Genomic DNA, 26,405 nt, shown 5'->3' on the forward strand with positions numbered 1-26,405 from the left:
GCCCGAGCCCTATCGCATCTCCGCGACGATACCCTGCGCCACCGCGCGGGGGTCTGCCGCCTGGGTGATGGGACGCCCGACTACGACGTGATCGATCCCGATCCGGCGGGCCTCGCCGGGCGTCATCACGCGCTTCTGGTCGCCGGCCTCGGCGCCGGCCGGCCGGATGCCCGGGGTGACGATGACGCGGTCCGCCCCGATCCGGGCCCGCACCGCTTGCGCCTCGGCGGCGCTGCAGACGATCCCGTCGATTCCGGCCTCCGCCGCCTGCCCGGCACGGCGGGCCACGAGGTCGGCCACCGGCAGGCCATAGCCGGCCTCGGCCGCATCCCCGTCGTCGTAGGAGGTCAGGACCGTGACGGCGAGGATCCGGGGGCCGTTGGCACCGCGCCCCCGGATCGCCGCCTTCATGGTCTGCGGATAGGCGTGGACGGTGAGGAAGGTGGCGCCGAGGTCGGTCAGGGCCCGCACGCCCTCCTCCACGGTATTGCCGATGTCATGGAGTTTCAGGTCGAGGAAGACCTTGTGGCCGGCGGCGGCGAGGCGCGGCACCAGGGCGAGGCCCCCCGCATAGGCGAGCCGGTAGCCGATCTTGTAGAAAGTCGCCGCATCGCCGATCCGGTCCACCAGGCGCTCGGCCTCGTCCACGGTGCCCACATCGAGGGCGACGATCAGGCGGTCGCGCGGGTCCAGCAATGCGGTCATGGGACTCTCCAGTTTCGCGGCGAGCGATCCCGCGCGGGGCCGCTCCTGTCAACGGGTGAGGTTGCCCGGCGGGGCCGCCCTCAACGGGGCGCCATCGCCCGCGCCACCTCGGCCTTGAGAACCGGCAGGAGCTCGGCCTCGTACCAGGGATTGGCCTTGAGCCACCCGCTGTTGCGCCAGGAGGGATGGGGCAGCGGCAGAACCCGCGGCGCGCCGGGGCTCGCCAGGATCTCGCGCCAGCGCCGCACCGTGTCGGTGAGCCCGGCCTTGGAGCGGCCGAGATGCCAGGCCTGCGCGTATTGCCCGATCACCAGGATCAGTTCGAGGTTCGGCAGGCCGGCGAACAGCTCGTCGCGCCAGCGCTCGGCGCATTCCCGACGCGGGGGCTTGTCGCCTCCCTTGGCGTCGTAGCCCGGAAAGCAGGCGCCCATGGGCACGATGGCGAGGCGGCGCGCGTCGTAGAATGCCGCCGCGTCGAGGCCGAGCCAATCGCGCAGGCGGGTGCCCGAGGGATCCATGAAGGGGATGCCGCTCTTGTCGGCCCGGTTGCCGGGCGCCTGGCTGGCGACGCAGAGCCGGGCCGAGGCCAGGCCCTGGACGATGGGGCGCGGCTCCTGTGGCAGGGGCGCGCCGTAGAGGGGCGCGTCCCGGCAGATCCGGCAGGCGCGCAGGCGCGACACGGTGGCGTCGAAGGCCGTCTCGGCCGGCTTGATCTCGGAGCGCATGATGCCCTCCGAGATAGGCAAACCGGACGCGACGGACGAGGGGCCGTGTCGTCGCTCCGCCTCAGGCGCCCTTCAGGCCGCTGAGGTCGAGGGGCAGCGAGCGCAGGCGCTGGCCGGTGGCGGCGAAGATCGCGTTCGAGATCGCCGGGGCGATCACGGGCACGCCGGGTTCGCCGATCCCGGTGGGCGCGGCGGTGGAGGGCACGATGTGGACCTCGACCACCGGCATCTCGCTCATCCGGGTCGGCTCGTAGGCGTCGAAGTTCTTCTCCTGCACCACGCCGTCCTTGAGCGTGATCTTGTTGCGCAGGACCGAGGACAGGGCGAAGCCCACGGCCCCCTCGACCTGGGCGCGGATCACGTCCGGATTGACCGCAACGCCGACATCCACCGCCGCCACGATGCGGTTCACCTTCACCTTGGCGTCCTCGGCCGTCACGTCCGCCACCATGGCGACGTAGGAGCCGAAGGATTCGTGCGCCGCGACGCCGAGACCGCGATTCTTGTCAGCGACTTTCTTCGGATCCCAGCCGGCCTTCTCGGCGGCGAGCTTCAGGGTGGCGGAGAGGCGCGGGGCGCCCCCGAGCAGACCGAGGCGGTAGGCGACGGGATCGGCGCCGGCCGCGTGGGCGAGCTCGTCGATGAACACCTCCATCGCCTGGGCGGTGTGGGTGTGGCCCACCGAGCGCCACCACAGCACCGGCACGCCCTCGCGGGCGTTGTGGACCTCGAAGCGATAGGCGGGCAGCGCGTAGGGCGTGTCCGAGGCGCCCTCCACCGTGGTGGCGTCGACGCCGTCCTTCACGATCATGGTCTCGAAGGCGGTGCCGATCATGATCGACTTGCCGATGGTCCGGTGCTCCCAGCCCGTGATCCCGCCCTTGGCGTCGAGGCCGGCACGGAGGCGATGGACCACCATCGGCCGGTAGAAGCCACCCGCCATGTCGTCCTCGCGGGTCCAGACGAGATGGATGGGCGCCTTGCCGCCGGTGGCGCGCACGATGGAGGCGGTCTCGGCGAAGTAGTCGGCGCTCGGGGTCGCGCGCCGGCCGAAGGAGCCGCCGGCCCACTGCGTGTGCAGCCGGACCTTGTCGGTGGTCACCCCGAGATTGGCCGCCACCACGGCCTGCTCGATCGTCTGGAGCTGGCAGCCGGCGAAGACGTCGTAGGTGCCGTCCGAGGCCTTCTCGATGGTGGCGTTCAGGGGCTCCATCGCCGCGTGGGCGAGATACGGGAAGGTGAACTCGGCCTCCAGGACCTTGGCCGACCCGGCGATCGCGCCGGCGGCATCGCCCTTCTTCGAGGCGACGAGGCCCGGCGTCTCGAGGCGCTTCCGGTGATCGGCCAGGATCGCGTCCGACGAGCGCGTCTCGGCCGCACTGTCGTCCCAGATGACCTTGAGCGCCTCGCGGCCCTTCATGGCCGACCAGGTATCCTTGGCCAGCACGGCGACGCCGGTGGGGATCGTGACCACGTCGACCACGCCCGCCACCGCGCGGGCGGCCTTGTCGTCGACGCTCTTCACGGTGCCGCCGAAGCGCGGCGAATGGGCGACCACCGCGGTCAGCTGCCCGGGACGGCGGATGTCGAGGGAGTAGATCGCCGTGCCGTCGGTCTTGGCCACCGAATCGGTCCGCGGGACCTTCTTGCCGATGAGGGTGAATTGGCTCGCCTCCTTGAGGCGCGGCTCCTTCGGCACCGGCTGGGCCGCGGCGGCTTCCGCCAGCGCGCCGAACCGGGCCTGCCGGTTCGAGGCTGCGTGGCGCACCGTGCCGGATTCGACCGTGATCTCCGAGGCCGGGACCTTCCACTGCTCCGCCGCCGCCGCGACCAGCATGGCGCGGGCCGCAGCCCCCGCCTTGCGCAGCTGGACCCAGGAATTGGCGATGGCGGTGGAGCCGCCGGTGCCCTGGACGGGGCCGAAGGCGAAGTTGTTGTAGAGCGTGGCGTCGGCCGGCGCGAAGGTGGTGCGGATGGTGGCCCAGTCCGCATCGAGCTCGTCGGCCAGGATGGTGGCGAGGCCGGTGGTGTTGCCCTGGCCCATGTCCAGGTGCTTGATCACCACCGTCACGGTGTCGTCGGCGGCGATCCGCACGAAGGCGTTCGGCATCGGCGGCAGGGCCGAGAGGTCGGGGCCGGCGGCGGCCTGGGCGAATTTCGCCGGGTCGAGGGTGAAGCCGATGACGAGGGCCCCGGCGGCCACGGTGGCGCCGCCCAGGAAGGCGCGGCGGGACGGCACGGGCGGGGCGGCCTGACGGACCTTCAGCATGGGGGGCTCCAGTTCAGACGCGAGGGTCGGGAGATCGGGGACTGCGGTGGCGTAGCGGGCCGAGGCTCAGGCGAGGGTTCGCGCCGCCTCGTGGATCGCCGCGCGGATGCGCTGGTAGGTGCCGCAGCGGCAGACGTTGCCGTCCATGGCCCCGTCGATGTCGGCATCGGTCGGCTTCGGGTTCTCGGACAGCAGGCCGATCGCCGACATGATCTGGCCGGACTGGCAGTAGCCGCACTGGACCACGTCGAGGCCGCGCCAGGCGGTGCGCACCGCCTCGGCGACCTTGCCGGAGACACCCTCGATGGTGGTGATCTTGGCCGCGCCGACATCGCCGATGCGGGTCTGGCAAGCGCGGACGGGCTGGCCGTCGAGATGGACCGTGCAGGCGCCGCACTGGGCGATGCCGCAGCCGTACTTGGTCCCGGTCTGGTTGAGGTGGTCGCGCAGCGCCCAGAGGAGCGGCATCTCCGGGTCGGCATCGACCTCGTGGGAGACCCCGTTGACGGTGAGTTTCAGCATCTCGGCCTCCCGATCGCAGTTTGGAACGACGCTAATCGTTGCCCGATCGTAACCATGTGCGGCAGCACACCCTGGTAGACCGAAGGCCATTCCGGGGGCCCAGCCCCCTGCCCTGCGCGCTGCCCCCGCGATCCTTCGCGGATTCGTGTTCGCCCGGCGGCACTGGGATGTGGATTCCGACAATCCGCCCGGTTCCGGCAGGCGGTTCTTAACACATCCGGCGCAGGTTCTGAGCGGTTGTATCCCGGCCTCTCGGCGGTCCCGATCTCGACCGCGATGTCCCCTCCGACGCTTCAAGACGGTGATGACCGACCTGACTGCCGAGATGATTCAGCGTGGCCGCGGCCCCTCCGCCCAGGAGGCGGCCCGCCGCCGCGAAGTCGCGCGCGACATGCGGTCGGCGCGGGAGAAGCTCACGTCGACGAGCGGGCTGGAACGTGCCTTCGATTACGAGCTGATCCGGGTCTACGCGCAGTACCGGGCGGGTGCGGTCATCCCCCTGGCGCTGCTCGGCCTCGCGGTGGCGGGCATCGCGGCAATCTGGACGCCGCCGGCCATCGCGGCGGGCTGGGGCCTCTGCCTCCTGGCGACGGTGGCGGTCTCCAAGCTGCTGACGCACCGCTTCCTGGCGCAGGATCCGGACACGGTCTCGGTGCGGAGCTGGCGCCGCACCTTCATGGCCGCGGAGTTCCTCCAGAGCACCGCCTGGGCGATGATGGTGCTGGTGGGCGCCTCCGGGGCGCGGACCTTCGTGCTGTTCGGCCTCGTCATCGTGGCCGCCATGGCGACGATGCTGGCCGCGACCCTGCCGGCCGCCGCCGGGGCGGCCCTGGTGCCCCTGTGCATCGCCGCCCTGTCGCTCCTGGCGGTGTCCCAGGACATGAACACGATGATGCTGGTCACCATGGTGGTCGGCGCGCAGCTGTTCTTCCTCGGCCTCGGACGCCGCGTCTACGCCTCCACGGTCGAGGCGCTGCAATCCCAGGCGGAGAAGGATTCGATCTTCGGCGAACTCGAGCAGGCCAAGGCCAATTCCGACGAGGCCCGCCGCCGCGCCGAGGAGGCCAACCTCGCCAAGTCCCGCTTCCTCGCCACCATGAGCCACGAGCTGCGTACGCCGCTCAACGCCATCCTGGGCTTTTCCGAGGTGATGAAGAACGAGGTGTTCGGCGTCCACGTCGCCCCCTCGTACAAGGAATACGCCTCCGACATCCACGACAGCGGGATGCACCTCCTCAACCTGATCAACGAGATCCTCGACCTCTCGCGCATCGAGGCCGGGCGCTACGAGCTCAACGAGGAAGCGGTTCAGCTCGGGCACACCGTGGAGGAATGCCGCCACATGATGGCCCTGCGCGCCCGCGGCAAGAACCAGGTCATCCACGAGTTCATCGACGGCAGCCTGCCCCGGCTCTGGGCCGACGAGCGCGCCCTGCGCCAGATCGTGCTGAACCTGCTGTCGAACGCCGTGAAGTTCACGCCGCCGGGCGGCGAGATCACCATCAAGGTCGGCTGGACCTCGTCGGGCGGCCAGTACGTCAGCGTCAAGGACAGCGGGCCCGGCATCCCCGAGGACGAGATCGGCACCGTGATGTCGTCCTTCGGGCGCGGCTCGCTGGCGATCAAGACCGCCGAGCAGGGCTCGGGCCTCGGCCTGCCCATCGTGAAGGGCCTCGTCGACCTCCACGGCGGCAACTTCCAGCTCAAGTCGAGGCCGCGCGAGGGCACCGAGGTCGTGGTGATCTTCCCCGCGAGCCGCGTCATGGAGACCCTGCCGGCGCTGGAAGTGCCCGGCGAATCCCAGGCCGCCCCCGCCGAGAAGCGCGCCCGCGCCGCCTGAGGGGTCAGCCCGCGCTGCGCTCCGAGACCCCGGCCTGGGTGAAGGTCGCCATGTCCCGGTGGCAGGCGAGCGCGCCCTTGAGCAGGCCCAGGGCCAGGGCCGCGCCGGAGCCCTCGCCGAGGCGCATGCCGAGGGCCAGCAGCGGCACGAGGCCCAGGCGCTCCAGCACGTCCGCATGGGCGCCCTCCGCCGAGACGTGGCCGGCGAGGCAATGGTCGAGCAGGGTCGGGTCGAGGCGGTGCAGGACAGCCGCCGCCGCCGTCGCCACGTAGCCGTCGAGCACCACCGGCACCCGCTGCAGGCGCGCCGCCAGGATCGCCCCCGCCATGGCGGCGATCTCGCGGCCGCCGAGGCGCGCCAGGATCTCCAGGGGATCGTCGAGATGGCCCGCATGGTGGGCCAGGGCCGCCTCCACGGCGGCGACCTTGCGGGCGAGCCCCGCGGCGTCGACGCCGGTGCCGCGCCCGACCCAGTGGGCAGCCTCTCCGCCGTAGAGCGCCGCGTAGATCGCCGCCGCCACGGTGGTGTTGCCGATGCCCATCTCGCCCAGCGCCAGGCAGTCGGTCCCAGCGGCCACCGCCTCCATGCCGAACGCCATGGTGGCGACGCAGGCCTTCTCGTCGAAGGCCGGCCCGACCGTGATGTCGCCGGTGGGCATGTCGATGGCGAGGTCGAACACCTTGAAGCCGAGGCCGTAGGCGGCGCAGATCTGGTTGATCGCCCCGCCGCCGGCCGCGAAGTTGTCGAGCATCTGGCGGTTCACCTCCGCCGGAAAGGCCGAGACGCCCCGGGCGGTGACGCCGTGGCTGCCGGCAAAGACGCAGACGAGGGGGCGGTCGAGGGTCGGCTGGCCCTTGCCCTGCCAGGCGGCGAGCCAGGCGACGAGATGTTCCAGGCGCCCCAGGGAGCCGGCGGGCTTCGTCAGAGTGGCGTCGCGCTCGGCCACCATCGCCACCGCGTCCCGGTCCGGCCCCGGCAGGGACGCGACGAGGCGGCGGATGTCGCTGAAAGGCGTCTCGGGAGCAGTCGTTTCGGGGGCAGTCGTCTCGGGAGGAGTCGTCTCGGAGGTCATGGAGTAATTCCGGTGGTCGGCCCGGCGCCAGGATGGCGGGCCGCCCGTCGCGGGAGCTATAACGGTCCGGGCACGGGTGGTGAAGGCGAGGCAGGGTCGCGATGAACGAGGAGGCCGAACCCGCCTTTCCGGGCGCTCGCCTGGCCTACGACCTCGCGGGCTGCCTGCGCTTCTATTCCCGCCTGCCCGTGCCGCCGCTGCCCGGCGAGGGCGATCCGCACGCGGTCCCGGACTTCCGCACCCTCCCCCGGATGCTGCCCCTGGCGGGCGTCCTCCTCGGCCTGCCCGGCGCCGGGGTGCTGCTCGCCGCCTGGGGCCTCGGTCTCGGGCCCTTCCTCGCCGCCGGCCTGGCGGTGACGGCGGGCGTCCTGGTGACGGGGGCCCTGCACGAGGACGGCCTCGCCGACGTCGCCGACGGCTTCGGCGGCGGAACCACGCCGGCCCGGCGCCTGGAGATCATGCGCGACAGCCGCATCGGCGCCTATGGCGGCGTCGCCCTGATGCTGTCCCTGGCCCTGCGGATCGGCGCACTGGCGACGCTCCTCGACCGGATCGACCTCCTGGCGGCTCCAGCCCTGCTCCTCGCCGCCGCGCTCTCGCGCAGCGCCGCCCTAGCGCCCCTCGCCCTGCTGCCGCCCGCCCGTCCCGACGGGGCCGGCGCCGCCGTGGGATGTCCGAGCCGGCAGACCCTGGCCACCGCCGGGGCCCTCACGCTCCTGGTCGCCCTGGGGGGCCTGGCCCTCGGCCTTCCACTGCGGGGCCTCGTCCTGATGCTCGGCCTCGGCCTCGGCGCATCCCTCGCGGTCACCGCCCTGGCGCGCCGGATGATCGGCGGGCAGAGCGGCGACGTGGTCGGCGCCGCGCAGCAGGCGGCCGAGATCGCCGCCCTCGTCGGCCTCCTGGCGGCGGTCCCCACCTGATCCGCGGCCGGACTTGATCCCGACGCCATGGCGCTGGCATGGACGGGGACGATGACCCAGCCCCGCCCCAAACCCTCCAGCCCCTGCACGAAGCTCTGCCTCCTCGATGCCGCTACCGGCCTGTGCGAGGGCTGCGGCCGGACCCGGGACGAGATCGCCCTGTGGGGCTCGATGCCGGAGCCCCAGCGCCGGGCGGTGATGGCCACGCTCGACGCACGCCTGCGGGCCGCCTTCCCGACGCGGGCCCCGACCGCGGCGGCATCATGATCCTGGTCGGCCTCGTCATCCTCGGCGGCGCCCTGGCGGTGCTGCTCCTGTCCGACGACACCCAGCGCATCGCCGGGATGGAGCCGGATCAGTTCGCCCAGTTCGCCATGAGCGCCGGACTGCTCGCCGTGGTGGCGGCGGGATTCTGGCACCAGTTCCGCGGCCGGATGCGCGCGAACCTGACGGCCCTGCTGCTCTGGGGCGCCCTCGGGGCCGCCCTGGTCGCCGGCTACGCCTACCGCGACGACGCCCGGGTCATCGGCGACCGGATGCTCGGGGCGGTGCGTCCCGGCAGCGCCGTCACGGGATCGGACGGCACGGTGACGATCATCCGGCGCAGCGACGGCAACTTTCACGTCCGGGCCGAGGTGAACGGCCAGCCCCAGGGCTTTCAGTTCGACACGGGCGCCAGCTCCGTGGTGCTGACCGCCGAGAGCGCGGCGGCCCTCGGCATCCGCCCGGCGGACTCCGAATTCAGCGTCCGGGTCTCGACTGCCAACGGCGTCACCGTGGCGGCCCCGGCCTTCCTCGACAGCCTCCGGGTCGGCGGCATCGTCGAGCGGCGGGTGCCGGCCCTGGTGAGCCGGCCCGGAGCCCTCCGCGAAAACCTGCTCGGCATGAGCTTCCTCGATCGCCTCGGCTCCTTCGAGGTTCGCGGCGACCGTCTCATCCTGCGGGACCGCTGAGATCCCGGCTCTGAAACACGCGACGCCGCCCCGATGGGGCAGCCCTGAAAGGCGAGACGCCGCCCGGAAGGCGGCGTCCTGGATCCCTCGCGCGTCGGACCGGTTCAGAACCGATAGGTCCGGCTGATCGGCGTGCCGGCCACCCGGAAGCGTGGGCCCGTGCCGAAGCTCGGGAGCGCCCTGGGCACCACGTCGCCGTAAGCCCGGCGGCAACCAGGCGCGAACATCCGGAGACGTCCTGTCAGGCCTGCGGGTTGGTCACGCCGGCGGCGATATCGAGGACGCTCGTGGTCGTGTTGGGCAACCCGTTGAAGCGGGGCAAGGTGTAGCCGGCCGGCCGGCGCAACCGCCGGAATCGCGACGTAGCCGGCCGGCGTCACGTTCGGGTGGGTGGCCGCGCCGTCGGCGAAGTCGTTCTTCGCGACGCCCAGATCGGCGCTGGTGAACGTGTAGGCCCGGTCCAGCAGATCAAACGGTCCGGGCAAGCGGTCCCGTCATGTCCGTGCTGGCGCGGATGCCCTGCTGATGGAGCGGACCCGGCACCGGGCCGTACCCGCCCACCGGCGGTATCGGGTTGATCGTGCCCGGCCTTCCCGGATTGCTTTGGATGGCCTGGAGCGGGAGGCCGCCGGCCAGGTTGTCGGCCGGTCCGAGCTTCCCCACGGATCCGTCGACCAGGGTGAGCGCGCCGAGATAGGGGGCGGCGCCCGGCCGGACTTGGCCGCTGATGGCTAGGGCGCGCTGGTCCGGCGTCGAACGGTCGTTGACGGCGATGGCTTGCGCGAGGTTGTCCGGCAATGTCGCCCGGCCGATCGCACTGGCATTCAGGGACAGGAACGGCGCGAGCAGGGTCCGCACGTTGGCATCAGACGGCGTGATCGTCGCGATCTGTGCCTGTGCGGCGGCCAGACCCGTCGCCGCCAGGATGATGGCTGCACGGGAAACACCGCAACGGAACCGCATCGTTCGCCCCCGCGAATCCGTTCGTCGGACCGACGGTTTGAATAACGAACCCTACAGTTCCAAAGTGCTCATGGCTCTCTCACCCTATAAGGCGCCCAGCCCCGTGCGCGATCAGCAAAAACCCTGATCTACCTCCGATATAGACTGCCGCCGAACGATCGGGCGGCCGTTTATATTGAGGGAGGCTCCTAACTTGATCGCGGCTCCGGCGAGCGGGGCTCAGGCGGCATCCTGTGCCCTGTCCCTGCCCGGAATGGCCGGATCGGCGGCCTGATGGGCGCGGCCGACCAGCTCCACCGCCTCCCGCAGGGTCGCGAGGCCGGCTTCGGGCTGGAGGCCGAAGGTCGAGAGGTGCCGGCGGTAGGCGCGGGCACCCGGGCGGCCGTTGAAAAGGCCGAGCATGTGCCGCGTCACCGCGTGCAGGCGGGTGCCGTCCTGCAGGAATCCGGCGAGGACGGGTTCGAAGGCCGTGATCGCAGCGAACGGATCGGCGGCCGGGGCGGGCTCGCCGAACAGGACCGGATCGACGTCGAGCAGGATCGCCGGATCGCTGTAGGCCACCCGGCCGATCATCACCCCGTCGACCTCCGCCAGGTGGGCGGCCGTATCCGCGATGGTGGCGATGCCGCCGTTGATGGCGATGGGCAGGTCGGGATGGGCCCGCTTCAGCCGCGCCACCCGCGGATAGTCGAGGGGGGGCACGTCGCGGTTCTCCTTGGGCGAGAGCCCCTGGAGCCAGGCCTTACGGGCATGCACCACGAGGCCGTCGACGCCGGCCGCGATCACGGCGTCCGCGAGGGCGTCGAGGGCCTGCTCGCTGTCCTGGTCGTCCACGCCGATGCGGCACTTCACCGTGACCGGCACCGACACCGCCGCCTTCATGGCGGCGACGCAGGCGGCCACCACGGCGGGCTCGCGCATCAGGCAGGCGCCGAAGCGTCCGTCCTGCACGCGGTCGGAGGGGCAGCCGACATTGAGGTTGACCTCGTCGTAGCCGTATCCCTCGGCGATGCGCGCGGCCTCGGCAAGGTCGGCCGGGTTCGAGCCGCCGAGCTGCACCGCCACCGGATGCTCGAGCGCGTCGAAGCCGAGCAGACGGTCGCGCGGCCCGTGGATGACGGCCCCGGTGGTGACCATCTCGGTGTAGAGCCGGGCGTGCCGCGACAGGGTCCGATGGAAGGCCCGACAGTAACGGTCGGTCCAGTCCATCATCGGGGCGACGGAGAAGCGGAGGTCGCGGGCGATCATCCGGCGGACATAACCGTCCGCGCCGCCGGCTTCAACGCGGGGCGGGTCGGCTCAGTGCTCGTGCTTGCAGTCCGGCCCGTGCACGTGGCCGTGCGCGCCGTGGTCGTGAGCCTGGTCGTGCCCGTGGGAATGCCCATGGTCATGCCCCGCATGGGAATGGCCGTGATCGTCGCCCGTATGATCGTGGCCCGCGTGGTCGTGCGCGTGATGCCCGTGATCGTGGTGGTCGTGTGCGTGATGCCCGTGATCATGGTGGTCGTGACCGCACTGGCTGTGGTCGTGGGCCGCGCGCTCCGGCTTGAAGGCCCGGGTCACCGGGGTGGCGGCGCAGCCCTGGCCGCGGACGAGTTCGGCGGCGCTGCGGGGCACGTAGAGCACGTCGGCGGCGATCTCGGCCGGCACGTGGCTGCCGCCGAGCTGCCAGGCCAGGCGCAGCAGCCGGGCCGGGTTCTCGGCCCGGACCTCGAGCAGCGGCTCCCCGGCGGCGCGGATCGCCACGAGGCGCCCGTCCTCCAAGCGCAGGGCATCGCCGTCTTCCAGGGACGCGGCCTTGGCGAGTGCGAGGGACAGGGTCAGCCCGCCCTCCCCGGTCAGGCTCTCCGGCGGGGCCTGACGGGCGGCGTGGTCGAGAACGATCGTGTCGACGATCGCATCGGCGCGGACGGCGACCTTGCGGACGATGGCGGTGGCGCGCTGCATGGATTCCTCGCGGCGGAATGGGCGGCCGGCGCCGCCCGGATGGACCCTGATCGGCGCATCACTAGAGGGTTTTTCGGCGAAACGGAAAGGCGGGACGGAACCTTAGCCGTTCGGCGTGCATTTCTCGCGCGGAATGCTTAAGCTCGGGCGGCACGAACATCACGGCCGAAGGCCGGGTCACGACGCACAAGGGAGTCTCGGAACCATGAAGAAGCTCATTGCCGCCACCTTCGCGGGTGTCCTCGCCCTCTCGGTCGGCGCCTGCAACACCCCGCAGGACCGCGCCCTCGGCGGCGCCGGCCTCGGCGCGCTCGCGGGTGCCGCCATCGGTGGCGCCGCCACGGGCCGCGCCGGCGGCGCGCTCGCGGGTGCGGCCATCGGCGGCGCCGGCGGTGCCATCGTGGGCGCCTCCACCGCTCCGCGCTGTCCCTACGGCACCTACCGCGACGCCTACGGCGACGTGTACTGCCGCTGAGACCCGGCACCGCGCGGCCCGGAACGGCCGCGCCGGACCATCGGGCTCCCTCTCTCCGGAGAGGGAGCCTTTTTCGTGGGACGAAGGCTCACGCGCCCCGGACCGGGTCCCGCTCCATCCAGGCGAGCATGCCCGCCGCCGCCGCCCGGCCCGAGGCGAAGGCCCCCTGGAGCAGGTAGCCCCCCGTCGGGGCCTCCCAATCGAGCATCTCCCCCGCCACGAAGGTGCCGGGCCGCCGGGTCAGCATGAAGCCGGCGTCGAGCTCGCCGAAGCGGACGCCGCCCGCGGTCGAGATCGCCCGGTCGAGGCCGCGCGGGGCGAGGAGGCGCAGCGGCACCGCCTTGATCAGGGCCGCCAGGGCCGCGGCGGCGACCGGCAGCGGATGCACCGCCTCGCGCAGAAGACCGATCCCCACGGGCGTCAGCGCCGCGGCCTTGCGCAGGCGGTTGGCCAGGGACAGGCCGGGCTTCGGATCGCTGAGCGCCCGCGCCAGGGCCGCCTCGTCGACATCGGGCCGCAGGTCGAGGGTCAGCCGGGCCTCACCCCGCTCGGTGGCGGCCCGGATCCGGTGCGCCAGGGCGTAGATCGCTCCGCCCTCGATGCCGTCGGCGCTGACCACCGCCTCGCCGCGCACGCGGAGGCCGTCCAGGCTGAGGGCGATCCGCTTCAGCGGGGTGCCGGCGAAGCGCTCGGCGAAGATCGGCGACCAGGCGACGGTGAACCCGACATTGGCGGGCTTGAGCGGCGCCACCGCGACACCCGCGCGCGCGAGCACGGGCACCCAGGCGCCGTCGGAGCCGAGGCGCGGCCAACTCGCGCCTCCCAGGGCCAGGAGCACCGGGCGGTGCGCGGTCTCGACCCGCCCCTCCGGGGTCTCGAAGACCGGGCCACCCGCGTCCGACCAGCCGGTGAAGCGGTGGCGGGTGCGGATGCGGACGCCCAACCCCTCGAGGCGCTGGAGCCAAGCTCGCAGGAGCGGCGAGGCCTTGAAGGCCTCCGGGAAGACGCGGCCGCTCGACCCGACGAAGGTCGGCTGGCCGAGGGCGTCGCACCAGGCGCGCAGGTCGCCGGGCGAGAACGCCGCGATGGCCCCGGCGAGGGCGTTTTCCTCCGGCTGGTAGCGCGCCAGGAAGGCCGGCAGCGGTTCGGAATGCGTGAGGTTAAGCCCACCGCGTCCGGCGATGAGGAGCTTTCGCCCCACGCTCGGCATCCGGTCGTAGAGGGTCACGGCGTGGCCGGCCTGCGCCAGCACCTCCGCCGCCGCGAGGCCGGCCGGGCCACCACCGATCACGGCGGGTCCGTCCATGTCCGGGCCGTTGCGTACACTGTCAGTCATGCGTCCTGGGAAGCCGGCGGGGGTCGGCCCTGTCAAGCGTGACAGGGCGATGCCCTTGATTCGCCCGGTTCAGAGCCCCAACTGCGCCTCATCGGCTGCGGGCCCCTCTGGCGGGATGCTGCATGATGCGTTCCGTGATGTCGGAGCCGATGCTTTCTCTCCTCAAGAAGCATCGACGGTCCTGCGTCATGGTTGATTTTCTGTATTACGAGTGGCTCGGCAAGCCCGTGTGGATGTGGCTCGGGTTCCACGCCCTCGTGGCCGGGTTGCTGGCCTTCGATCTCGGACTTCTGCACCGCGACAAGAATCATGAGATCGGCGTGAAGGAGAGCCTCCTTCTGACGCTGTTCTACTTCACCCTGGGCATGATCTTCGGCGGATGGGTCTGGTGGTATCTCGGGCCCCAGGCGGGCCAGGAATACGTCGCCGGCCTCGTGGTCGAGAAGTCGCTGTCGATGGACAACGTCTTCGTGATCGCCGTCATTCTCACGGCCCTGGGCATTCCCCGCGCCGCCCAGCACCGGGTCCTGGTCTGGGGCATCCTCGCGGCCGTCCTGCTGCGCGGCCTGATGATCGGTCTCGGCGCGGCCCTCGTGCACCAGGCCGCCTGGGTTCTGTCGATCTTCGCCGCCTTCCTGATCTTCGCCGGCCTCAAGATGCTGGTCTCGAAGGAGGAGGAGCCGGGCGATATCCGCGAGAACCGGGCCGTCCGGTTCCTGCAGCGGATCCTGCGCATCACGCCCGAGTTGCACGGGCAGCGCTTCATGGTGCGAAAAGCCGACCCGAAGACCGGGAAGACCGCCCTCTGGCTGACGCCCCTGGCCCTGGCGCTCATCCTGGTGAACGGTGCCGACGTGATCTTCGCCGTCGACAGCGTGCCGGCGATCTTCGCCATCACCACCGATACCTTCGTGGTCTACACCTCGAACATCTTCGCGATCCTCGGCTTGCGGGCGCTCTACTTCGCCCTGGCGGCGATGGTGGACCGCTTCGCCTATCTCAAGACGGCGCTGGCCTTCATCCTGATCTTCATCGGCGGAAAGATCGTGGTCGCCGACACCTTCGGCCTCGTCCACGTGCCGCCGTGGGTCTCCCTCGCAGTCACCGTCGTGTTCCTGGTGGCGGGCATCGCCTACAGCCTGTGGCGCACCCGCGGCACGGTCACGGCAGACGTGCACGGGCATGACGCGCATGGGCATGGCGCGCATGGGCATGGCGCGCATGGGCATGGCGCCCATGGGCATGGCGCGCATGGGCATGGCGCGCATGGGCATGGCGCCCATGGGCATGGCGCCCAGGCGGTGCAGCCCCGGGTGTAACCGGCAGCCGGTGTTCGGAGGGTTGCACGGGCGCCTCCCTCCCCCTCTGTGAGGGAGGGAGCCACTCCGTTGCACGCTACCGCACCCTCGCGCGCTACCGCCCCGGCAGGGCCGCGATCAGGTCCCGCAGGGTGGTGATCGTCGAGGCGTCGGCGACGCCGTCGACGCGGGCCGGGCGGAAGTGGCGCTGGAACGCCGTCACCACCGCGCCCATGCGGGCATCGAAGCTGGCGCTCACCGGCAGGTCGTAGCCGTAGAGGGCGAACATCGCCTGCAGGGCCTCGATCGGCGGTCCGGCATCGCCCTGCGCGAAGAAGCGGCCGTCGCGGATCGGGGCCGACGGCACCCAGTGGCCGATGCCGGCGCGGGCGAGGGTCTCCCAGGGGAAGTGCTCGCCCGGATCCTCCTTGCGCTCGGGGGCGATGTCCGAATGGGCGAGGATCCTGTGCGGGGCGAGGCTCCAGCGCTTCGCGAGATCGCCGCACAGGGCGATCACGGCCTCGATCTGTGCCGGCGGATAGGCCGGCAGGCCGCCGGCATGGCCGCCATTGACGATCTCGATGCCGAGGGAGCGCGAGTTCACGTCGCTAATCCCGGCCCAGGAGCCCTGGCCCGCATGCCAGGCCCGGCGCCCCTCGGGCACCATCTGCACCACGCGGCCATCCTCCAGCACCACGTAATGGGCCGAGACCTCCGCCACGGGGTTGGCGAGGCGTTGCAGGGCGGCGGCCGCGCTCTCCATCCCGGTGTAGTGCAGGATGAGGAGGTCGACCGGACCGGACCGGCGCTCGCCGTGGTTCGGCGACGGGTGGACGCTGGTGGCGACGGGACTTTCGGGCGTCGGTTTCACGTGAGGCCCCGCTCGGTGCTGATCCGGTCATAGGCGGCGTTGATGGCCGCGAGCCGGCGGGTGGCGATGGCCACGGCCTCCGGTGGCAGGCCGCGCGCGATGGCCCGGTCGGGATGGTTCTCCCGCACCAGGGCGCGGTGGGCCGCCTTCAGCCCGGCATCGTCGACAGCGTGGTCGAGGCCGAGCACGAGATAGGGATCGTCGGAGAGCCGGACGTGGCGGGCGGCGATGCGGCGGAACGCGGCCTCGTCGTAGCCGAAGGTCTCCGCCACGGCGCGCAGGTAGCGCTCCTCCGCCTCGTGGATGGCGCCGTCCGCCTTGGCGATGTGGAACAGGCCGTCGAGCACGTCCTCCAGCAGGGCCGGCTCGTCGTGGAAGGTGGTGGCCAATTGCCGGGCATAGGCCTCGAAGCCGTTCGCCGTACCCTTGGCAAGGTCGAACAGGCGCTGCACGCCGGGCCGGGCGCGCTCGTCCACCTGCACCACCTTGGCGAAGGCTTCGACCTCGGCCGGCGTCACCACGCCGTCGGATTTGGCCATCTTGGCGGCCAGGGCCACGAGACCGGTGGTGAAGACCACGTCGCGCGGCGTGGTGCCGAACAGGGCGCCCTCGCGGTCGACCAGGAAGTGCCCCGCCACCCCGCCGATGAGGCCGCCGAGGGGGCCGCCGATGGCGAGGCCGAGGCCGGCCCCGCCGAGCTTGCCCCAGATGCCCACGCTCATCGGGCAACCCCGCGGGTGCAGGGAACGGGGCTGGAAGGGTCAGGAAGCATGGACGGTAGCGACACGTGGGATCGACTTCGGCGCGAAACGAAGCGCGTCCTTACACCGGACGCCTCCGTTTCGGCGAGGGGCGATCGCCCGGGTTGTCCGGCGCCTCAGCGCCGGGCGCAGAAGCCGACGAGCCCCTGGCTCTCGGTGGGGCAGGTCGCACTCAAGCTTCCGTCGCCCCCCGCCGTCACGATGGCGCTGCCCCCCTTCAGGCAGAGGGCCGAGGCCAGGATCTCGGTGCTCTCGCAGGTGATGCTGCAGCCGGAGGCCGGGCAGGTGTCCTGGCGCACCACCCGGAACGGCGATGCGGGTGCGGCGGCGGCCAGGGCGGCCTGACCGGCCTCGCCCTTCTGACCCGCCGGGCCGCGCTCGCCGGCCGGCCCCTTCGCGCCCGTCTCCCCCTTCGGTCCGGCATCTCCCTTCGGACCCGTCTCGCCCTTGAGACCCGCCTCGCCCTTGGGACCTGCCTCGCCCTTGGGTCCGGCTTCCCCCTTGGGTCCGGTCTCGCCCTTCGGACCGGTCTCGCCCCGGGGACCCGGCTCGCCCTTCGGTCCCTGGGGACCGGGCAGGCCGGCGACGCCCTGCGGGCCGGCGGGGCCGGTTTCGCCCCTGTCTCCCGCGTCTCCCTTCTGCCCCGTCTCGCCCTTCGGGCCGGGCTGGCCGGCAGGTCCGCAATTGGCGATGACCGCCTCGCGCTCGTCCTCGCCCGCCTTCAGGGTGGCGATGCAGTTGGTGGGCACGTAGGGCAGCCGGAAGACGAAGCGGCCCCGGCTGTCGGCGATGATCGAGATGTCCTCGTCGAGCACCACCACCGTGCCGGGCTTGCGCACGCTGCCGGAGATGCGGAGGTCACCGTTCTCGAAGCGGGCATCGTAGACCTGGATCGGCTGCGACGCGACCTGGGGCCGGCGCACCTTGGACGCGGCCCGGGGCTCTTCGCCCCTGGGTTGGGCCGCCGTCTGCGCGGCGGCGGGGAGCCCTCCCGCGACGGTGATCAGGCCCGACAGGACCACGAGGGCACGAGCGAGACGCATGGAGTTCTCCCGGCTGATCCGCGTCTTATGCGCGGCAGGTGAGGAGTGCTGCCCTGCCCTCGCCACAGGGTCAAGCGTGGCGCAAATGCCGGCCCGCGGGACGCCATCCACAAGCATCCACAGCCTTCCACAGGCCAAGTCCTTGAGCGGCGACGAAATTCCGAATCCCCCCGGAAACCGATTGAGTCTGTTCCTGTTTTGTTCTTAGCGTAGAGGGATGGAGCGGAGCCGATGAGACAGAGCCCTGAAGACCTTCCCGATCTGGAGACCGCGATGGCGTCGACGGACCACCCGGACGTGGGATCTCCGTCCCGGGACGCGGAGCCCGTGGATCTGGCCGCATTGCGCGACCTCGTGGCCGGGCACGGAGGGGGCTCGGTCCTCCGAGGTGCCCTGCCCTTCGGCATCCACGACGTCGATTCGCGCCTCGCGCAGGGTGGGCTCGCCCTCGGGCAGCTGCACGAGATCGCCCCCGACCAGGCGGGCGACGAGCCGGCGGCCCTCGGCTTCGCCCTGGCGCTGGTGGCGCGCCACCTCGCCCGCGTGCGGGGCGAGGCCCTGCTGGTGGTGGGCCAGGGCCACCCCCTCCCCTACGGCCACGGGCTCGCCGGCCTCGGCCTCGACCCGGGGCGGCTCCTGCTGTTCGAGGTCGCCAGCGACGGCGACGCCTACCGGGCCCTGGAGGAATCCCTACGCGCGCAGGGGCTGGCCGCCGTGGCGGGCCTCGTCGACGCCGCCCTGCCCCTGGCCCAGAGCCGGCGGCTCCACCTCGCGGCCAGGCGAACCGACCTGCTCCTCCTCGTCCTGCGGCCTCCCGAGGCGGAGAGCCCCAACGTGGCCGCGACCCGCTGGCGGATCGCCGCCGGCAAGGCCCTGCGCGACCGCTTCGGCTGCATCGAGCGGCCGTGCTGGCAGGTGACCCTCGACCGAAGCCGCAACGGGCGGACCGGACATTGGCTTCTGGAGTGGGATCATGCCGCGCATCGTTTCGGTCTGGCTGGAGCATTGGCCGGTCACACGGTTGAGGCGGGCCCGGGCGCGGCCCTGTCCGACCGGCGCGTCCAGCGCTCGGGCTGACGGCGGCCGGGAAGACGGCACCCAGCAAGACCGCGCCCAGCAAGACCGCGCCCAGCAAGACGGCACCCAGGACGACGGCGCTCACGGGGACGGCCCCCTGGTGGTGGCCGCGATGGAGGCCAACGGCCTGCGCCTGGTCGCGGTGGACGCCGCCGCCCGCGCCCTCGGCCTCGAGCCCGGCGAGACCCTCGCCCGGGCCCCGGCCCGGATCGGCACGCCCGTGGCCGTCCATCCCGCCGACCCGGAGGCGGATGAGGCCGCCCTGCATCGGCTCTGCCTCTGGGCCAAGCGCTACACCCCCGTCGTGGCGCCCTACGGTCCGGCAGAGGGCGCCGACGGCTTCTTCCTCGACATCGCGGGGGCGAGCCACCTCTTCGGAGGCGAGGCGCAGTTGCTGGCGGACCTCGCACGACGCCTGTGCGCGGGCGCGATTCCGGCCCGGATCGCCCTCGCGGACACGCCCGCCTGCGCCTTCGCCCTGGCGCGCCACGGCGGGGGTGGCCTCGTGGCGCCCGGATGCAACGGGGAGGCCCTGCAGGCCCTCCCGGTTTCCGCCCTGCGCCTCGATCCGGGCACGGCGCAGGCCCTGGCCCGCCTCGGCCTGCGCCGGATCGGCGACCTCGCCGCCGCGCCCCGGGCGCCCCTGGCCCGGCGCTTCGGCGAGACCCTGCTGCTGCGCCTCGACCAGGCCCTCGGCCGCCGGCCCGAGCCCCTCGTCTCGGCGGAGGACCCGCGCGACTTCGAGGCCCTGCGCGGCTTCCTCGAACCGATCGGACAGCCGGAGACCATCGTCGCCACGGCCACGGGCCTGATGGAGCGGCTGGCGCCCCGGCTGGAGGCGGCCGGCCTCGGCGCCCGGGCGCTGCGGTTGTCCCTGACCCGCGTCGACGGGGTGGTGCGCACCCTCGACCTCGGGATGAGCCTGCCGAGCCGTTGCCCGGTCCAGCTCGCACGCCTGCTGACCCTGCGCCTCGATCGCCTCGGCCCGGCCCTCGATGCCGGCTTCGGCTTCGAGACCGTGGGCCTCGCCGTCACCGCCACGGGCACGATCGCGGCGCGTCAGGGCACGCTGGTGGAGACGCCCGCCGAGGGCGGAGGCGCCGAGCATCTGGGCGATGCCCTGCGCCAGCGCCTCGGCCGGCGGATGATGCGGCTCGGCTTCCGCGCAAGCCACCTGCCCGAGCGGGCCGACCTCGTGGAGCCCTGGCGGGCGGATCGCCCCACGCCGGCCGGCCGGTCCGATCCGGCGTCCCGGCCGCGCCTGCAGCCCCGGCCGCTGGTGCTGCTCAGCCGGGGCGAGGCCGCCGAGGACGTCATCGCCCTCGCCCCCGACGGGCCTCCGCACCGCTTCCGCTGGCGCCGGCGCCTGCACCGCGTCGCCCATGCGGACGGGCCCGAGCGCATCGCCGACGAGTGGTGGCGCGCGCCGGGTCCGCTCAGGGACTACTACGTGGTCGAGGACGAGGCCGGGCGCCGCCTTTGGGTCTATCGCGAGGGCTTCCCCACGATGGAGACGCCCGCGCGCTGGTTCGTGCACGGGCTGTTCGCGTGATGTGAGCGGGAGAGGCCCCCGGGAGAGGCGTCGGAAGCTTCACGCGGACACGACTCTGGAAATCCGCGCGCCGCGGGCGGTTCTTCGACACGCCGCGAGCGGTTCTTCGACGCGCCACCTGTCCCGGGCCGGTCGGCTGAGACCGGCCCGGGACACGGTCCCCTACTCGGCCGCGTCGACGTAGAGCTTGCCACCCTCGGCCTGGAACTCGGCGGATTTCGCCGCCATGCCGGCCTCGCGCTCGGCCGCGCTCAGGGGCGCGGCCTCGCCCAGCACTTGGCCGGCCGCCTCCATCGCCAGCACCTCGGCGCGCAGGTCCTGCGTGATCTTCATCGAGCAGAACTTCGGGCCGCACATCGAGCAGAAATGCGCGACCTTGTGGGCGTCCTTCGGCAGGGTCTCGTCGTGGTAGGCGCGGGCCGTATCCGGGTCGAGGGAGAGGTTGAACTGATCCTCCCAGCGGAAGTCGAACCGGGCCCGCGACAGGGCATCGTCACGCAGCTGCGCCGCCGGGTGGCCCTTGGCGAGATCGGCGGCATGGGCCGCGATCTTGTAGGTGATCACGCCTTCCTTGACGTCGTCGCGGTTGGGCAGGCCGAGATGCTCCTTCGGGGTGACGTAGCAGAGCATGGCGCAGCCGAACCAGCCGATCATCGCGGCGCCGATGCCGGAGGTGATGTGGTCGTAGCCGGGGGCGATGTCGGTGGTCAGCGGGCCGAGGGTGTAGAACGGCGCCTCGCCGCACTCCACGAGCTGCTTTTCCATGTTCACCTTGATCTTGTGCATCGGCACGTGACCGGGGCCCTCGATCATGGTCTGGCAGCCCTTGTCCCAGGCGATCTTGGTGAGCTCGCCCAGGGTCTCCAGTTCGGCGAACTGCGCCGCGTCGTTGGCATCCGCGATGGAGCCGGGGCGCAGGCCGTCGCCCAGGGAGAACGACACGTCGTAGGCCCGCATGATGTCGCAGATCTCGTCGAAGCGCTCGTAGAGGAACGACTCGCGGTGACCGGCGAGGCACCAGCGCGCCATGATCGAGCCGCCGCGGGAGACGATGCCGGTGACCCGGCGCGCGGTGAGCGGCACGTGGGCGAGGCGCACGCCCGCATGGATGGTGAAGTAGTCGATGCCCTGCTCCGCCTGCTCGATCAGGGTGTCCTTGAAGACCTCCCAGTCGAGCTTCAGCGGGTCGCCGCCGACCTTCTCCAGCGCCTGGTAGATCGGCACCGTGCCGATCGGAACGGGCGAGTTGCGCACGATCCACGAGCGGATGTTGTGGATGTTACGGCCCGTCGAGAGGTCCATCACCGTGTCGGCGCCCCAGCGGGTCGCCCAGACCAGTTTCTCGACCTCCTCGGCGGCCGACGACGTCACGGCGGAATTGCCGATGTTGGCGTTGATCTTCACCAGGAAGTTGCGGCCGATCGCCATCGGCTCCACCTCGGGGTGGTTGATGTTGGCCGGGATGATGGCGCGGCCGCGGGCCACCTCGTCCCGGACGAATTCCGGCGTGATGAAGGCCGGCAGGGCGGCGCCGAAGCTGTTGCCGTCGGCCAGCGCCGCCTGCGCGCCCTCCAGCATGGTCTGGCGGGCGAGGTTCTCGCGGTTGGCGACGTAGATCATCTCCTCGGTGATGATCCCGGCGCGGGCGAACTCGTACTGCGTCACCATCTGGCTCGGGCCGGCCTTGCGGATCTCGCGGGTGGCCGGACAGGGGGCCACGAGCTTGTCCTCGGGCACGAACCCGTTGTCCTCGGGCTTGACCACGCGCGGGGTCACGGTGGCGTAGCCGCGCCGGGCGATCCAGGGCTCGCGCACCAGCGGCAGGCCGGCATGCAGGTCGATCTTGGCATCCGTCTCGGTGTAGGGGCCCGACGGATCGTAGACCCGCACCGGGGCCTCCTTCGGATCGCTGAGCGTGATCTCGCGGAACGGCACCCGGATGTCGTCGTGCCCGGCCACGGGAGCGTAGACCTTGCGCGAGCCCATGATCGGGCCGGTGGTCACCGCCTGGGGCTGACCCTGCGGAAGATCCTTCGGGAGAACGGGTGCATTCATCGGTTTCGCTCCTGGCGTGGGAGACGATCCGGACTCGCGTCGAGCGGTGTTGGATGGGACGACGCCTGGATCTTGCGCGCCGCTGCTACGAATTCCCGTCCCTCCGCCGGTACGAACCGGATCAGGTTCAAGGGTCAGGGCGACGCGCCCAATCTCAGCCCCCGCACTCGGAGCCCCCCTCGGAATGCTTCTAGATTCGAGGTCTGCGGCGGTTTTGTCAATCGCCGGCCCGATGAAGTGCGGCGGAATAGGGTGCAAACCGAACTTTATCGTCAGGCCCCGCGTTCGGTTACCAGAAGTTCGGTCCTCGGGATCGACATGCGAACGACAGGCTCTCCCATGAAGCGCATACTCCTGGCATCGGCCGCCCTGGTCGGGGCCCTCTCGATGATTCCCGCATCCGCGGACGCACGTCCGGGCGGTGGCTTCCGTGGCGGTGGCGGCGGATTCCACGGCGGTGGACTTGGCGGCGGCGGCGGATTCCGCGGCGGCAACTTCGGTGGTGGCGGCTTCCGCGGTGGTCTCGCGCAGGGCGGCGGGTTCCGCGGCGGCAATGTCGGGGGCAACTTCGGCGGCGGCGGCGGCTTCCGCGGCGGCCTCGCGCAGGGTGGCTTCAACCGGGGCGGGTTCAACCGCGGTGGGACCATCGGCGTCGGCGCGGGTGCCGTCGGCGCCGGAGCGGGCCTCGCGGCTGGCAACGGCTTCCGGGGTGATCGCGGCGGCTTCAACCGCGGTGGATACAACCGGGGCGGCGCCTATGCCGGGCGCGGCTACGGCTACCGCCGCGGCTACGGTGGTGTTGGGCTCGGGCTCGGCCTGGGTCTCGCCGGCGCCGGGATCGGCTACGGCCTCGGCAGCGCCTATGGAGGTTACTACGGCGACGATTACTATGCCGGCGGCTATGCGCCGGCCTATTACGGCGGCTCCGCGCCCTACGGTGGCGGCTATGCCGCGACGGGCTACGAGGCCGTCCCGGAGGTCGCGACCAGCGGCGAGGACGTCGCCTACTGTGTCCAGCGCTTCCGGTCCTATGACCGCCGCACCGGGACCTATCTCGGCAATGACGGTCAGCGTCACGCCTGCCCGTAACGGTTGACGCGTCGCAGCAGGATCGAAGGGCTCCGCCGCGAGGCGGGGCCCTTTCGCGTTTCGGGTCCTTTTCGCGTTTCGGGCCCCAGATTCGTGGGCGCCGAGGGCGATCCGGCCTCAGGAGCCCTGCAGGCTCTCGGCGAAATCGTCCGGCACCTCTCCGAAGCTGCCGAGGATGGACGCGCTCTCCAGTTCGCCCGTCTCGTCATCGGCTACGACCTTGATCGCCGCCGTGCCGGGGAAGCGGGCGGCCATCGCCTCGGCCTTCTTCAAGGCCCCGCTCTCCGTCACCGCCACCTCGCGGTCGCCCGGCGAGAGCCGCTTGCGCTTGAGCACGAAGGTCTGCACCAGGAACGTCGTCTTGAGGGCCATCGCAGGGTCTCTCCACCGGGCCGCGCCGGATCGCGTCGGATCCGGAGGCCGAGCGCACCTAGCACGAAAGCCCGCTTCCTACGCGGCGCGAACGCCGCGGTCTGGCCGGGACCGGCCGCCTCCGCTCGGGCCGACAGGTTGTGAGGGGCCTCGCGCCGCTGGATCAGGCGCGCCCCGTCCCAGAGTTCGACCGAGCGGCCATCCAGGAAGGCCCGCGCCCGCTCCGGGACCTCCGCCTGGCGACAGCCCGCAAGGGGACTCGGTGCGAAGGACGCGGCCGGCCTGGTCCAGCAGCTGCACGCGGTAGGCCGATGGCGTTCCCTGCCCCGGCGCATCGTCCCGCATGACCCGCGCCCGCCTCGACGATCGCGACGAGCCGGGGCGCCGCCTCGCACGCGAGACGAACCACGCGGCACCTCCGCACGCGCCGCAACCGTCCGGCTCAGCGCGTTGACGGACACACCGCCGCGACCCATCCGCCGCCACGCCGTCAAATCTCCCGTGCGTCGTGCCCCCTCTGATCGGTGGGATCACCACAGGCGCACCAACCGAAACCCCGCGATCACGTCTGCGAGATCGATGCCGCATACCGTCGTCACCAGCAGGCTCGCGCGGAACAGCGGCCGGGTGAAGGCCGCCGAGATCAGGAAGAGGCCCAGCAGCACCAGCCCCGAATGCCGGGCCATCTGGTCCGCGAAGGTCCAGGGCGCGGTTGGCGGCGAAGCCGGCGGGCCGGAGAGCCAGGGTCGGACGATGTCGTAGCCGTCGAGCCCCGGGATCGGCATCAGCCCGAGCACCAGGGCGGTGCCTTGGAACAGCACCGACACGGCGAGCACCGCACGCAGCGTCTCCGCGCCCGGGCTGGCCAGGGCGTAAAGCAGCGCGAGCACGACGAGGAAGAGGACGCTCATCGCCGGGCCGGCGGCGGCCACCGCCGATTGCCGTCCCCGGCTCAGCCCGGATTCCGGCGGACGACCGAGGCTGCCTGGCATTCCCACGCCGCCCGGAAATCCGACGCCACCCATGATGGTGAACAGCGCCGGCAACAGCATGGTCGCCACGGGGTTGGGTGCCCGCAGGGGATCGAGGGTGAGCGCGCCGGTCCGGGGCAGGCCCCAGAGCAGCCCGGCCCGGGCATGGCCATACTCGTGCAGGCAGAGGCCCAGCACCCAGCCGGACATCAGGAAGACGAAGGCCGCACCCGAGCCCGCGAGCGCACCGGCACCGATGCCGAAGCCGACCCCGCAGAAGATCAGCCCGACGAGGAGCGCGTTCGCGCTGATGCGAGGAGCGCCCATGACCTCCGCGCGACCGGACGCGTCCCTCATGCCGCGGCGCGCCGGACTGGTGCGGGCGCGGCGGACCGGTGACGGGTCCTCAGGGGGCGGCTCTTGGGCAAGAGGAGGCTCTTGGGCAAGAGGAGGCTCTTGGGCAAGAGGAGGCTCTTGGGCAAGAGGAGGCTCTTGGGCAAGAGGAGGCTCTTAGAGGAGGCTTGCGAGCAAGAGGAAGCTTCGGGGAAGAACGGGCGCAGGAGCATTCACGCGACGCAACATCGCTGGTGACACGCCAAAGTCCAGCCCTACCTCTCGGGGACGCCCCAGTGTCCCCTTCCTCCCCAGGGTCCGGCGCGGTTCGGCGCCCCGCCGCGACTGTTCCGGGTCGTCGCTCGGTCGCGGCCTCACCTTCATCGAGCGCATGCGTCTTCTCGCCTCCCTCGTGGCCACCGCCTTCCTCGGCCTCGCCGTCCTGGCCATGACGCTGCTGACCGTCTTCCAGCGGCACCTGATCTATCCCGGCGCCTTCCGCAGCCAGGCGCCCGCCCCCGCCCGGCCGGCGCCGACGGGCACGGAAGCCATCAGCCTGCCCACGGCCGACGGCGAGTGCCTGCTCGGGTTCTGGCGGGCGCCGGAGCCGGGCTGTCCCGTGGTGCTCAGCTTCCACGGCAACGGCTCGCGGCCGGAGCCCGCTGCGGCGCGCTTTGCCGGCGGGCCCTGGCGCAAGGCGGGCTGGGGCGTCCTCGCCATCGCCTATCGCGGCTATCCCGGCTCGACCGGGAGTCCGAGCGAGGCGGGGCTGATCGCCGACGGACAGGCGGCCTATGCGTGGATCCAGGCGCGGGTCCCCGGAACTCCGGTGCTGCTGCACGGCCACTCGCTGGGGGCTGCGGTGGCGGTGGCCCTGGCCGAGACCCGGCCGCATCTCGGCCTGTATCTCGAGGCGCCCTTCGACTCCCTCTCCGCCATCGTCGCCGGGCGCTTCCCCTTCCTGCCGACCGGCCTGCTCCTTCGGGATACCTTCCGGTCCGACGCGCGCATCGCCGCCGAGGGCGGTCCCCTCGTCATCGTGCACGGCCGGGACGACCCGGTGGTGCCTCTCGCCCATGCCGAGCGGCTGGCGGCGCAGGCCGGTCCGCGGGCGCGCCTGATGGTCATCCCCGGCGACCACGTCTCCATTCTCGGGACCCGGGACCGCGAGGCCGCGGCCCTGTTCCAACCGAACGACCCCGCCTGCCGGACGCTTGTTCCGGCAGCAGACCACTGACGCACGCATCCGACGGGAG

General features: G+C 72.1%; 26 protein-coding genes and 1 riboswitch. Of the genes, 10 read left to right on the forward strand and 16 right to left on the reverse strand.

What is annotated here, in order from left to right:
• Positions 1-9 precede the first annotated feature (9 nt).
• From pyrF to ASF58_RS20405, 4 genes are all read right to left on the reverse strand, one after another.
• On the reverse strand, positions 10-705 hold the full coding sequence (gene pyrF, locus ASF58_RS20390) for an orotidine-5'-phosphate decarboxylase (RefSeq protein WP_055956899.1): 696 nt from the start codon (positions 703-705) through the stop codon (positions 10-12).
• A gap of 80 nt (positions 706-785) precedes the next feature.
• Complete coding sequence (locus tag ASF58_RS20395; RefSeq protein WP_055956904.1) at positions 786-1,430, reverse strand: uracil-DNA glycosylase family protein; 645 nt, start codon at positions 1,428-1,430, stop codon at positions 786-788.
• A 61-nt stretch (positions 1,431-1,491) separates the two neighbouring features.
• Positions 1,492-3,699 carry a xanthine dehydrogenase family protein molybdopterin-binding subunit gene (locus ASF58_RS20400; protein WP_055956907.1) on the reverse strand — a complete coding sequence of 736 codons (2,208 nt, stop codon included), beginning with the start codon at positions 3,697-3,699 and terminating at the stop codon, positions 1,492-1,494.
• A 66-nt stretch (positions 3,700-3,765) separates the two neighbouring features.
• Entirely contained in the window at positions 3,766-4,221 is a 456-nt protein-coding gene (locus ASF58_RS20405) for a (2Fe-2S)-binding protein (protein ID WP_055956910.1), read from the reverse strand.
• A gap of 304 nt (positions 4,222-4,525) precedes the next feature.
• Here ASF58_RS20405 and ASF58_RS20410 point away from each other — a divergent pair, with 304 nt between their 5' ends.
• Positions 4,526-6,061: a HAMP domain-containing sensor histidine kinase gene (locus tag ASF58_RS20410; protein WP_055956913.1), complete on the forward strand. Its 1,536-nt coding sequence runs from the start codon at positions 4,526-4,528 to the stop codon at positions 6,059-6,061.
• Positions 6,062-6,065: 4 nt separating this feature from the next.
• Here ASF58_RS20410 and cobT read toward each other — a convergent pair whose 3' ends face one another.
• Positions 6,066-7,133 (reverse strand): nicotinate-nucleotide--dimethylbenzimidazole phosphoribosyltransferase, encoded by a 1,068-nt coding sequence (gene cobT, locus ASF58_RS20415; protein ID WP_055956916.1) that lies wholly within the window; start codon positions 7,131-7,133, stop codon positions 6,066-6,068.
• A 101-nt stretch (positions 7,134-7,234) separates the two neighbouring features.
• Here cobT and ASF58_RS20420 point away from each other — a divergent pair, with 101 nt between their 5' ends.
• Genes ASF58_RS20420 through ASF58_RS20430 form a run of 3 tightly spaced genes read left to right on the forward strand, consistent with a single transcriptional unit; the run spans position 7,235 to position 9,006 of the window.
• Positions 7,235-8,053 carry an adenosylcobinamide-GDP ribazoletransferase gene (locus tag ASF58_RS20420; protein WP_055956918.1) on the forward strand — a complete coding sequence of 273 codons (819 nt, stop codon included), beginning with the start codon at positions 7,235-7,237 and terminating at the stop codon, positions 8,051-8,053.
• 51 nt (positions 8,054-8,104) lie between these two features.
• The gene (locus tag ASF58_RS20425) at positions 8,105-8,320 is read left to right on the forward strand and encodes a DUF1289 domain-containing protein (protein ID WP_055957153.1); all 216 of its coding nucleotides are present in this window, start codon (positions 8,105-8,107) and stop codon (positions 8,318-8,320) included.
• A complete protein-coding gene (locus ASF58_RS20430) occupies positions 8,317-9,006 on the forward strand; it encodes a TIGR02281 family clan AA aspartic protease (RefSeq protein WP_055956920.1) in 690 nt (229 codons plus the stop codon). The genes ASF58_RS20425 and ASF58_RS20430 overlap by 4 nt, the downstream gene beginning before the upstream one ends.
• 104 nt (positions 9,007-9,110) lie before the next feature.
• Here the strand turns inward: ASF58_RS20430 and ASF58_RS26265 are convergent, their stop codons facing one another.
• The 4 genes from ASF58_RS26265 to ASF58_RS20445 all read right to left on the reverse strand — a co-directional run bounded on the left by ASF58_RS26265 (position 9,111) and on the right by ASF58_RS20445 (position 11,916).
• The gene (locus ASF58_RS26265) at positions 9,111-9,491 is read right to left on the reverse strand and encodes a hypothetical protein (protein WP_156375821.1); all 381 of its coding nucleotides are present in this window, start codon (positions 9,489-9,491) and stop codon (positions 9,111-9,113) included.
• Positions 9,475-9,969 (reverse strand): hypothetical protein, encoded by a 495-nt coding sequence (locus ASF58_RS20435; protein WP_055956922.1) that lies wholly within the window; start codon positions 9,967-9,969, stop codon positions 9,475-9,477. The genes ASF58_RS26265 and ASF58_RS20435 overlap by 17 nt, the downstream gene beginning before the upstream one ends.
• Before the next feature lie 219 nt (positions 9,970-10,188).
• On the reverse strand, positions 10,189-11,217 hold the full coding sequence (gene dusA, locus ASF58_RS20440) for a tRNA dihydrouridine(20/20a) synthase DusA (protein WP_082513208.1): 1,029 nt from the start codon (positions 11,215-11,217) through the stop codon (positions 10,189-10,191).
• 51 nt (positions 11,218-11,268) lie between these two features.
• Positions 11,269-11,916, reverse strand: coding sequence for an urease accessory protein UreE (locus ASF58_RS20445; RefSeq protein ID WP_055956924.1), 648 nt, complete (start codon positions 11,914-11,916; stop codon positions 11,269-11,271).
• Positions 11,917-12,121: 205 nt separating this feature from the next.
• Here ASF58_RS20445 and ASF58_RS20450 point away from each other — a divergent pair, with 205 nt between their 5' ends.
• Positions 12,122-12,391, forward strand: coding sequence for a hypothetical protein (locus tag ASF58_RS20450; RefSeq protein ID WP_055956926.1), 270 nt, complete (start codon positions 12,122-12,124; stop codon positions 12,389-12,391).
• A gap of 88 nt (positions 12,392-12,479) precedes the next feature.
• Here ASF58_RS20450 and ASF58_RS20455 read toward each other — a convergent pair whose 3' ends face one another.
• Complete coding sequence (locus ASF58_RS20455) at positions 12,480-13,727, reverse strand: TIGR03862 family flavoprotein (RefSeq protein WP_082513209.1); 1,248 nt, start codon at positions 13,725-13,727, stop codon at positions 12,480-12,482.
• Between the two features lie 188 nt (positions 13,728-13,915).
• Here ASF58_RS20455 and ASF58_RS20460 point away from each other — a divergent pair, with 188 nt between their 5' ends.
• Positions 13,916-15,046 (forward strand): TerC family protein, encoded by a 1,131-nt coding sequence (locus tag ASF58_RS20460; RefSeq protein ID WP_200930232.1) that lies wholly within the window; start codon positions 13,916-13,918, stop codon positions 15,044-15,046.
• A gap of 94 nt (positions 15,047-15,140) precedes the next feature.
• Here the strand turns inward: ASF58_RS20460 and ASF58_RS20465 are convergent, their stop codons facing one another.
• The 3 genes from ASF58_RS20465 to ASF58_RS20475 form a co-directional block, all read right to left on the reverse strand.
• Positions 15,141-15,896: an N-acetylmuramoyl-L-alanine amidase gene (locus ASF58_RS20465; RefSeq protein WP_055956930.1), complete on the reverse strand. Its 756-nt coding sequence runs from the start codon at positions 15,894-15,896 to the stop codon at positions 15,141-15,143.
• Entirely contained in the window at positions 15,893-16,618 is a 726-nt protein-coding gene (locus tag ASF58_RS20470; protein ID WP_055956932.1) for a TerB family tellurite resistance protein, read from the reverse strand. Before ASF58_RS20470 ends, ASF58_RS20465 begins: the two co-directional genes overlap by 4 nt.
• Before the next feature lie 155 nt (positions 16,619-16,773).
• Positions 16,774-17,700: a collagen-like protein gene (locus ASF58_RS20475; RefSeq protein ID WP_055956935.1), complete on the reverse strand. Its 927-nt coding sequence runs from the start codon at positions 17,698-17,700 to the stop codon at positions 16,774-16,776.
• A 231-nt stretch (positions 17,701-17,931) separates the two neighbouring features.
• Here ASF58_RS20475 and ASF58_RS20480 point away from each other — a divergent pair, with 231 nt between their 5' ends.
• Positions 17,932-18,777, forward strand: coding sequence for an ImuA protein (locus tag ASF58_RS20480; RefSeq protein ID WP_244477421.1), 846 nt, complete (start codon positions 17,932-17,934; stop codon positions 18,775-18,777).
• Complete coding sequence (locus ASF58_RS20485; RefSeq protein ID WP_055956937.1) at positions 18,674-20,329, forward strand: DNA polymerase Y family protein; 1,656 nt, start codon at positions 18,674-18,676, stop codon at positions 20,327-20,329. The genes ASF58_RS20480 and ASF58_RS20485 overlap by 104 nt, the downstream gene beginning before the upstream one ends.
• Before the next feature lie 162 nt (positions 20,330-20,491).
• On the opposite strand, the gene thiC is transcribed toward ASF58_RS20485, so the two are convergent.
• Positions 20,492-22,384, reverse strand: a complete 1,893-nt coding sequence (gene thiC, locus ASF58_RS20490) for a phosphomethylpyrimidine synthase ThiC (RefSeq protein ID WP_055956939.1) — start codon at positions 22,382-22,384, stop codon at positions 20,492-20,494.
• A gap of 81 nt (positions 22,385-22,465) precedes the next feature.
• A riboswitch (TPP riboswitch) is annotated at positions 22,466-22,574 on the reverse strand.
• Positions 22,575-22,723: 149 nt separating this feature from the next.
• On the opposite strand from thiC, the gene ASF58_RS20495 reads away from it, so the two are divergent.
• Entirely contained in the window at positions 22,724-23,473 is a 750-nt protein-coding gene (locus tag ASF58_RS20495) for a BA14K family protein (RefSeq protein WP_055956941.1), read from the forward strand.
• Between the two features lie 117 nt (positions 23,474-23,590).
• Here ASF58_RS20495 and ASF58_RS20500 read toward each other — a convergent pair whose 3' ends face one another.
• Positions 23,591-23,845 (reverse strand): hypothetical protein, encoded by a 255-nt coding sequence (locus ASF58_RS20500; protein ID WP_055956943.1) that lies wholly within the window; start codon positions 23,843-23,845, stop codon positions 23,591-23,593.
• Positions 23,846-24,375: 530 nt separating this feature from the next.
• Positions 24,376-25,143, reverse strand: a complete 768-nt coding sequence (locus ASF58_RS20505; protein ID WP_244477422.1) for a site-2 protease family protein — start codon at positions 25,141-25,143, stop codon at positions 24,376-24,378.
• 397 nt (positions 25,144-25,540) lie between these two features.
• On the opposite strand from ASF58_RS20505, the gene ASF58_RS20515 reads away from it, so the two are divergent.
• On the forward strand, positions 25,541-26,386 hold the full coding sequence (locus ASF58_RS20515) for an alpha/beta hydrolase (RefSeq protein WP_055956949.1): 846 nt from the start codon (positions 25,541-25,543) through the stop codon (positions 26,384-26,386).
• The last annotated feature ends 19 nt before the right edge of the window (positions 26,387-26,405 follow it).

This window comes from Methylobacterium sp. Leaf125, from assembly GCF_001423085.1.
GTDB lineage: Bacteria > Pseudomonadota > Alphaproteobacteria > Rhizobiales > Beijerinckiaceae > Methylobacterium.

Bases quoted from the DNA above. Each gene is read 5' to 3' on its own strand.
- ASF58_RS20515 (WP_055956949.1), top strand. From the start codon at position 25,541: ATGCGTCTTCTCGCCTCCCTCGTGGCCACCGCCTTCCTCGGCCTCGCC.
- ASF58_RS20450 (WP_055956926.1), top strand. From the start codon at position 12,122: ATGAAGAAGCTCATTGCCGCCACCTTCGCGGGTGTCCTCGCCCTCTCG.
- ASF58_RS20445 (WP_055956924.1), bottom strand. From the start codon at position 11,916: ATGCAGCGCGCCACCGCCATCGTCCGCAAGGTCGCCGTCCGCGCCGAT.
- dusA (WP_082513208.1), bottom strand. From the start codon at position 11,217: ATGATCGCCCGCGACCTCCGCTTCTCCGTCGCCCCGATGATGGACTGG.
- ASF58_RS20495 (WP_055956941.1), top strand. From the start codon at position 22,724: ATGAAGCGCATACTCCTGGCATCGGCCGCCCTGGTCGGGGCCCTCTCG.
- thiC (WP_055956939.1), bottom strand. From the start codon at position 22,384: ATGAATGCACCCGTTCTCCCGAAGGATCTTCCGCAGGGTCAGCCCCAG.
- ASF58_RS20430 (WP_055956920.1), top strand. From the start codon at position 8,317: ATGATCCTGGTCGGCCTCGTCATCCTCGGCGGCGCCCTGGCGGTGCTG.
- cobT (WP_055956916.1), bottom strand. From the start codon at position 7,133: ATGACCTCCGAGACGACTCCTCCCGAGACGACTGCCCCCGAAACGACT.
- ASF58_RS20395 (WP_055956904.1), bottom strand. From the start codon at position 1,430: ATGCGCTCCGAGATCAAGCCGGCCGAGACGGCCTTCGACGCCACCGTG.
- ASF58_RS20455 (WP_082513209.1), bottom strand. From the start codon at position 13,727: ATGACTGACAGTGTACGCAACGGCCCGGACATGGACGGACCCGCCGTG.
- ASF58_RS20480 (WP_244477421.1), top strand. From the start codon at position 17,932: ATGAGACAGAGCCCTGAAGACCTTCCCGATCTGGAGACCGCGATGGCG.
- ASF58_RS20460 (WP_200930232.1), top strand. From the start codon at position 13,916: ATGGTTGATTTTCTGTATTACGAGTGGCTCGGCAAGCCCGTGTGGATG.
- ASF58_RS20470 (WP_055956932.1), bottom strand. From the start codon at position 16,618: ATGAGCGTGGGCATCTGGGGCAAGCTCGGCGGGGCCGGCCTCGGCCTC.
- ASF58_RS20500 (WP_055956943.1), bottom strand. From the start codon at position 23,845: ATGGCCCTCAAGACGACGTTCCTGGTGCAGACCTTCGTGCTCAAGCGC.
- ASF58_RS20420 (WP_055956918.1), top strand. From the start codon at position 7,235: ATGAACGAGGAGGCCGAACCCGCCTTTCCGGGCGCTCGCCTGGCCTAC.
- ASF58_RS20485 (WP_055956937.1), top strand. From the start codon at position 18,674: ATGCCGCGCATCGTTTCGGTCTGGCTGGAGCATTGGCCGGTCACACGG.
- ASF58_RS20425 (WP_055957153.1), top strand. From the start codon at position 8,105: ATGACCCAGCCCCGCCCCAAACCCTCCAGCCCCTGCACGAAGCTCTGC.
- pyrF (WP_055956899.1), bottom strand. From the start codon at position 705: ATGACCGCATTGCTGGACCCGCGCGACCGCCTGATCGTCGCCCTCGAT.
- ASF58_RS20475 (WP_055956935.1), bottom strand. From the start codon at position 17,700: ATGCGTCTCGCTCGTGCCCTCGTGGTCCTGTCGGGCCTGATCACCGTC.
- ASF58_RS20410 (WP_055956913.1), top strand. From the start codon at position 4,526: ATGACCGACCTGACTGCCGAGATGATTCAGCGTGGCCGCGGCCCCTCC.
- ASF58_RS20400 (WP_055956907.1), bottom strand. From the start codon at position 3,699: ATGCTGAAGGTCCGTCAGGCCGCCCCGCCCGTGCCGTCCCGCCGCGCC.
- ASF58_RS20505 (WP_244477422.1), bottom strand. From the start codon at position 25,143: ATGGGCGCTCCTCGCATCAGCGCGAACGCGCTCCTCGTCGGGCTGATC.
- ASF58_RS20435 (WP_055956922.1), bottom strand. From the start codon at position 9,969: ATGCGGTTCCGTTGCGGTGTTTCCCGTGCAGCCATCATCCTGGCGGCG.
- ASF58_RS20405 (WP_055956910.1), bottom strand. From the start codon at position 4,221: ATGCTGAAACTCACCGTCAACGGGGTCTCCCACGAGGTCGATGCCGAC.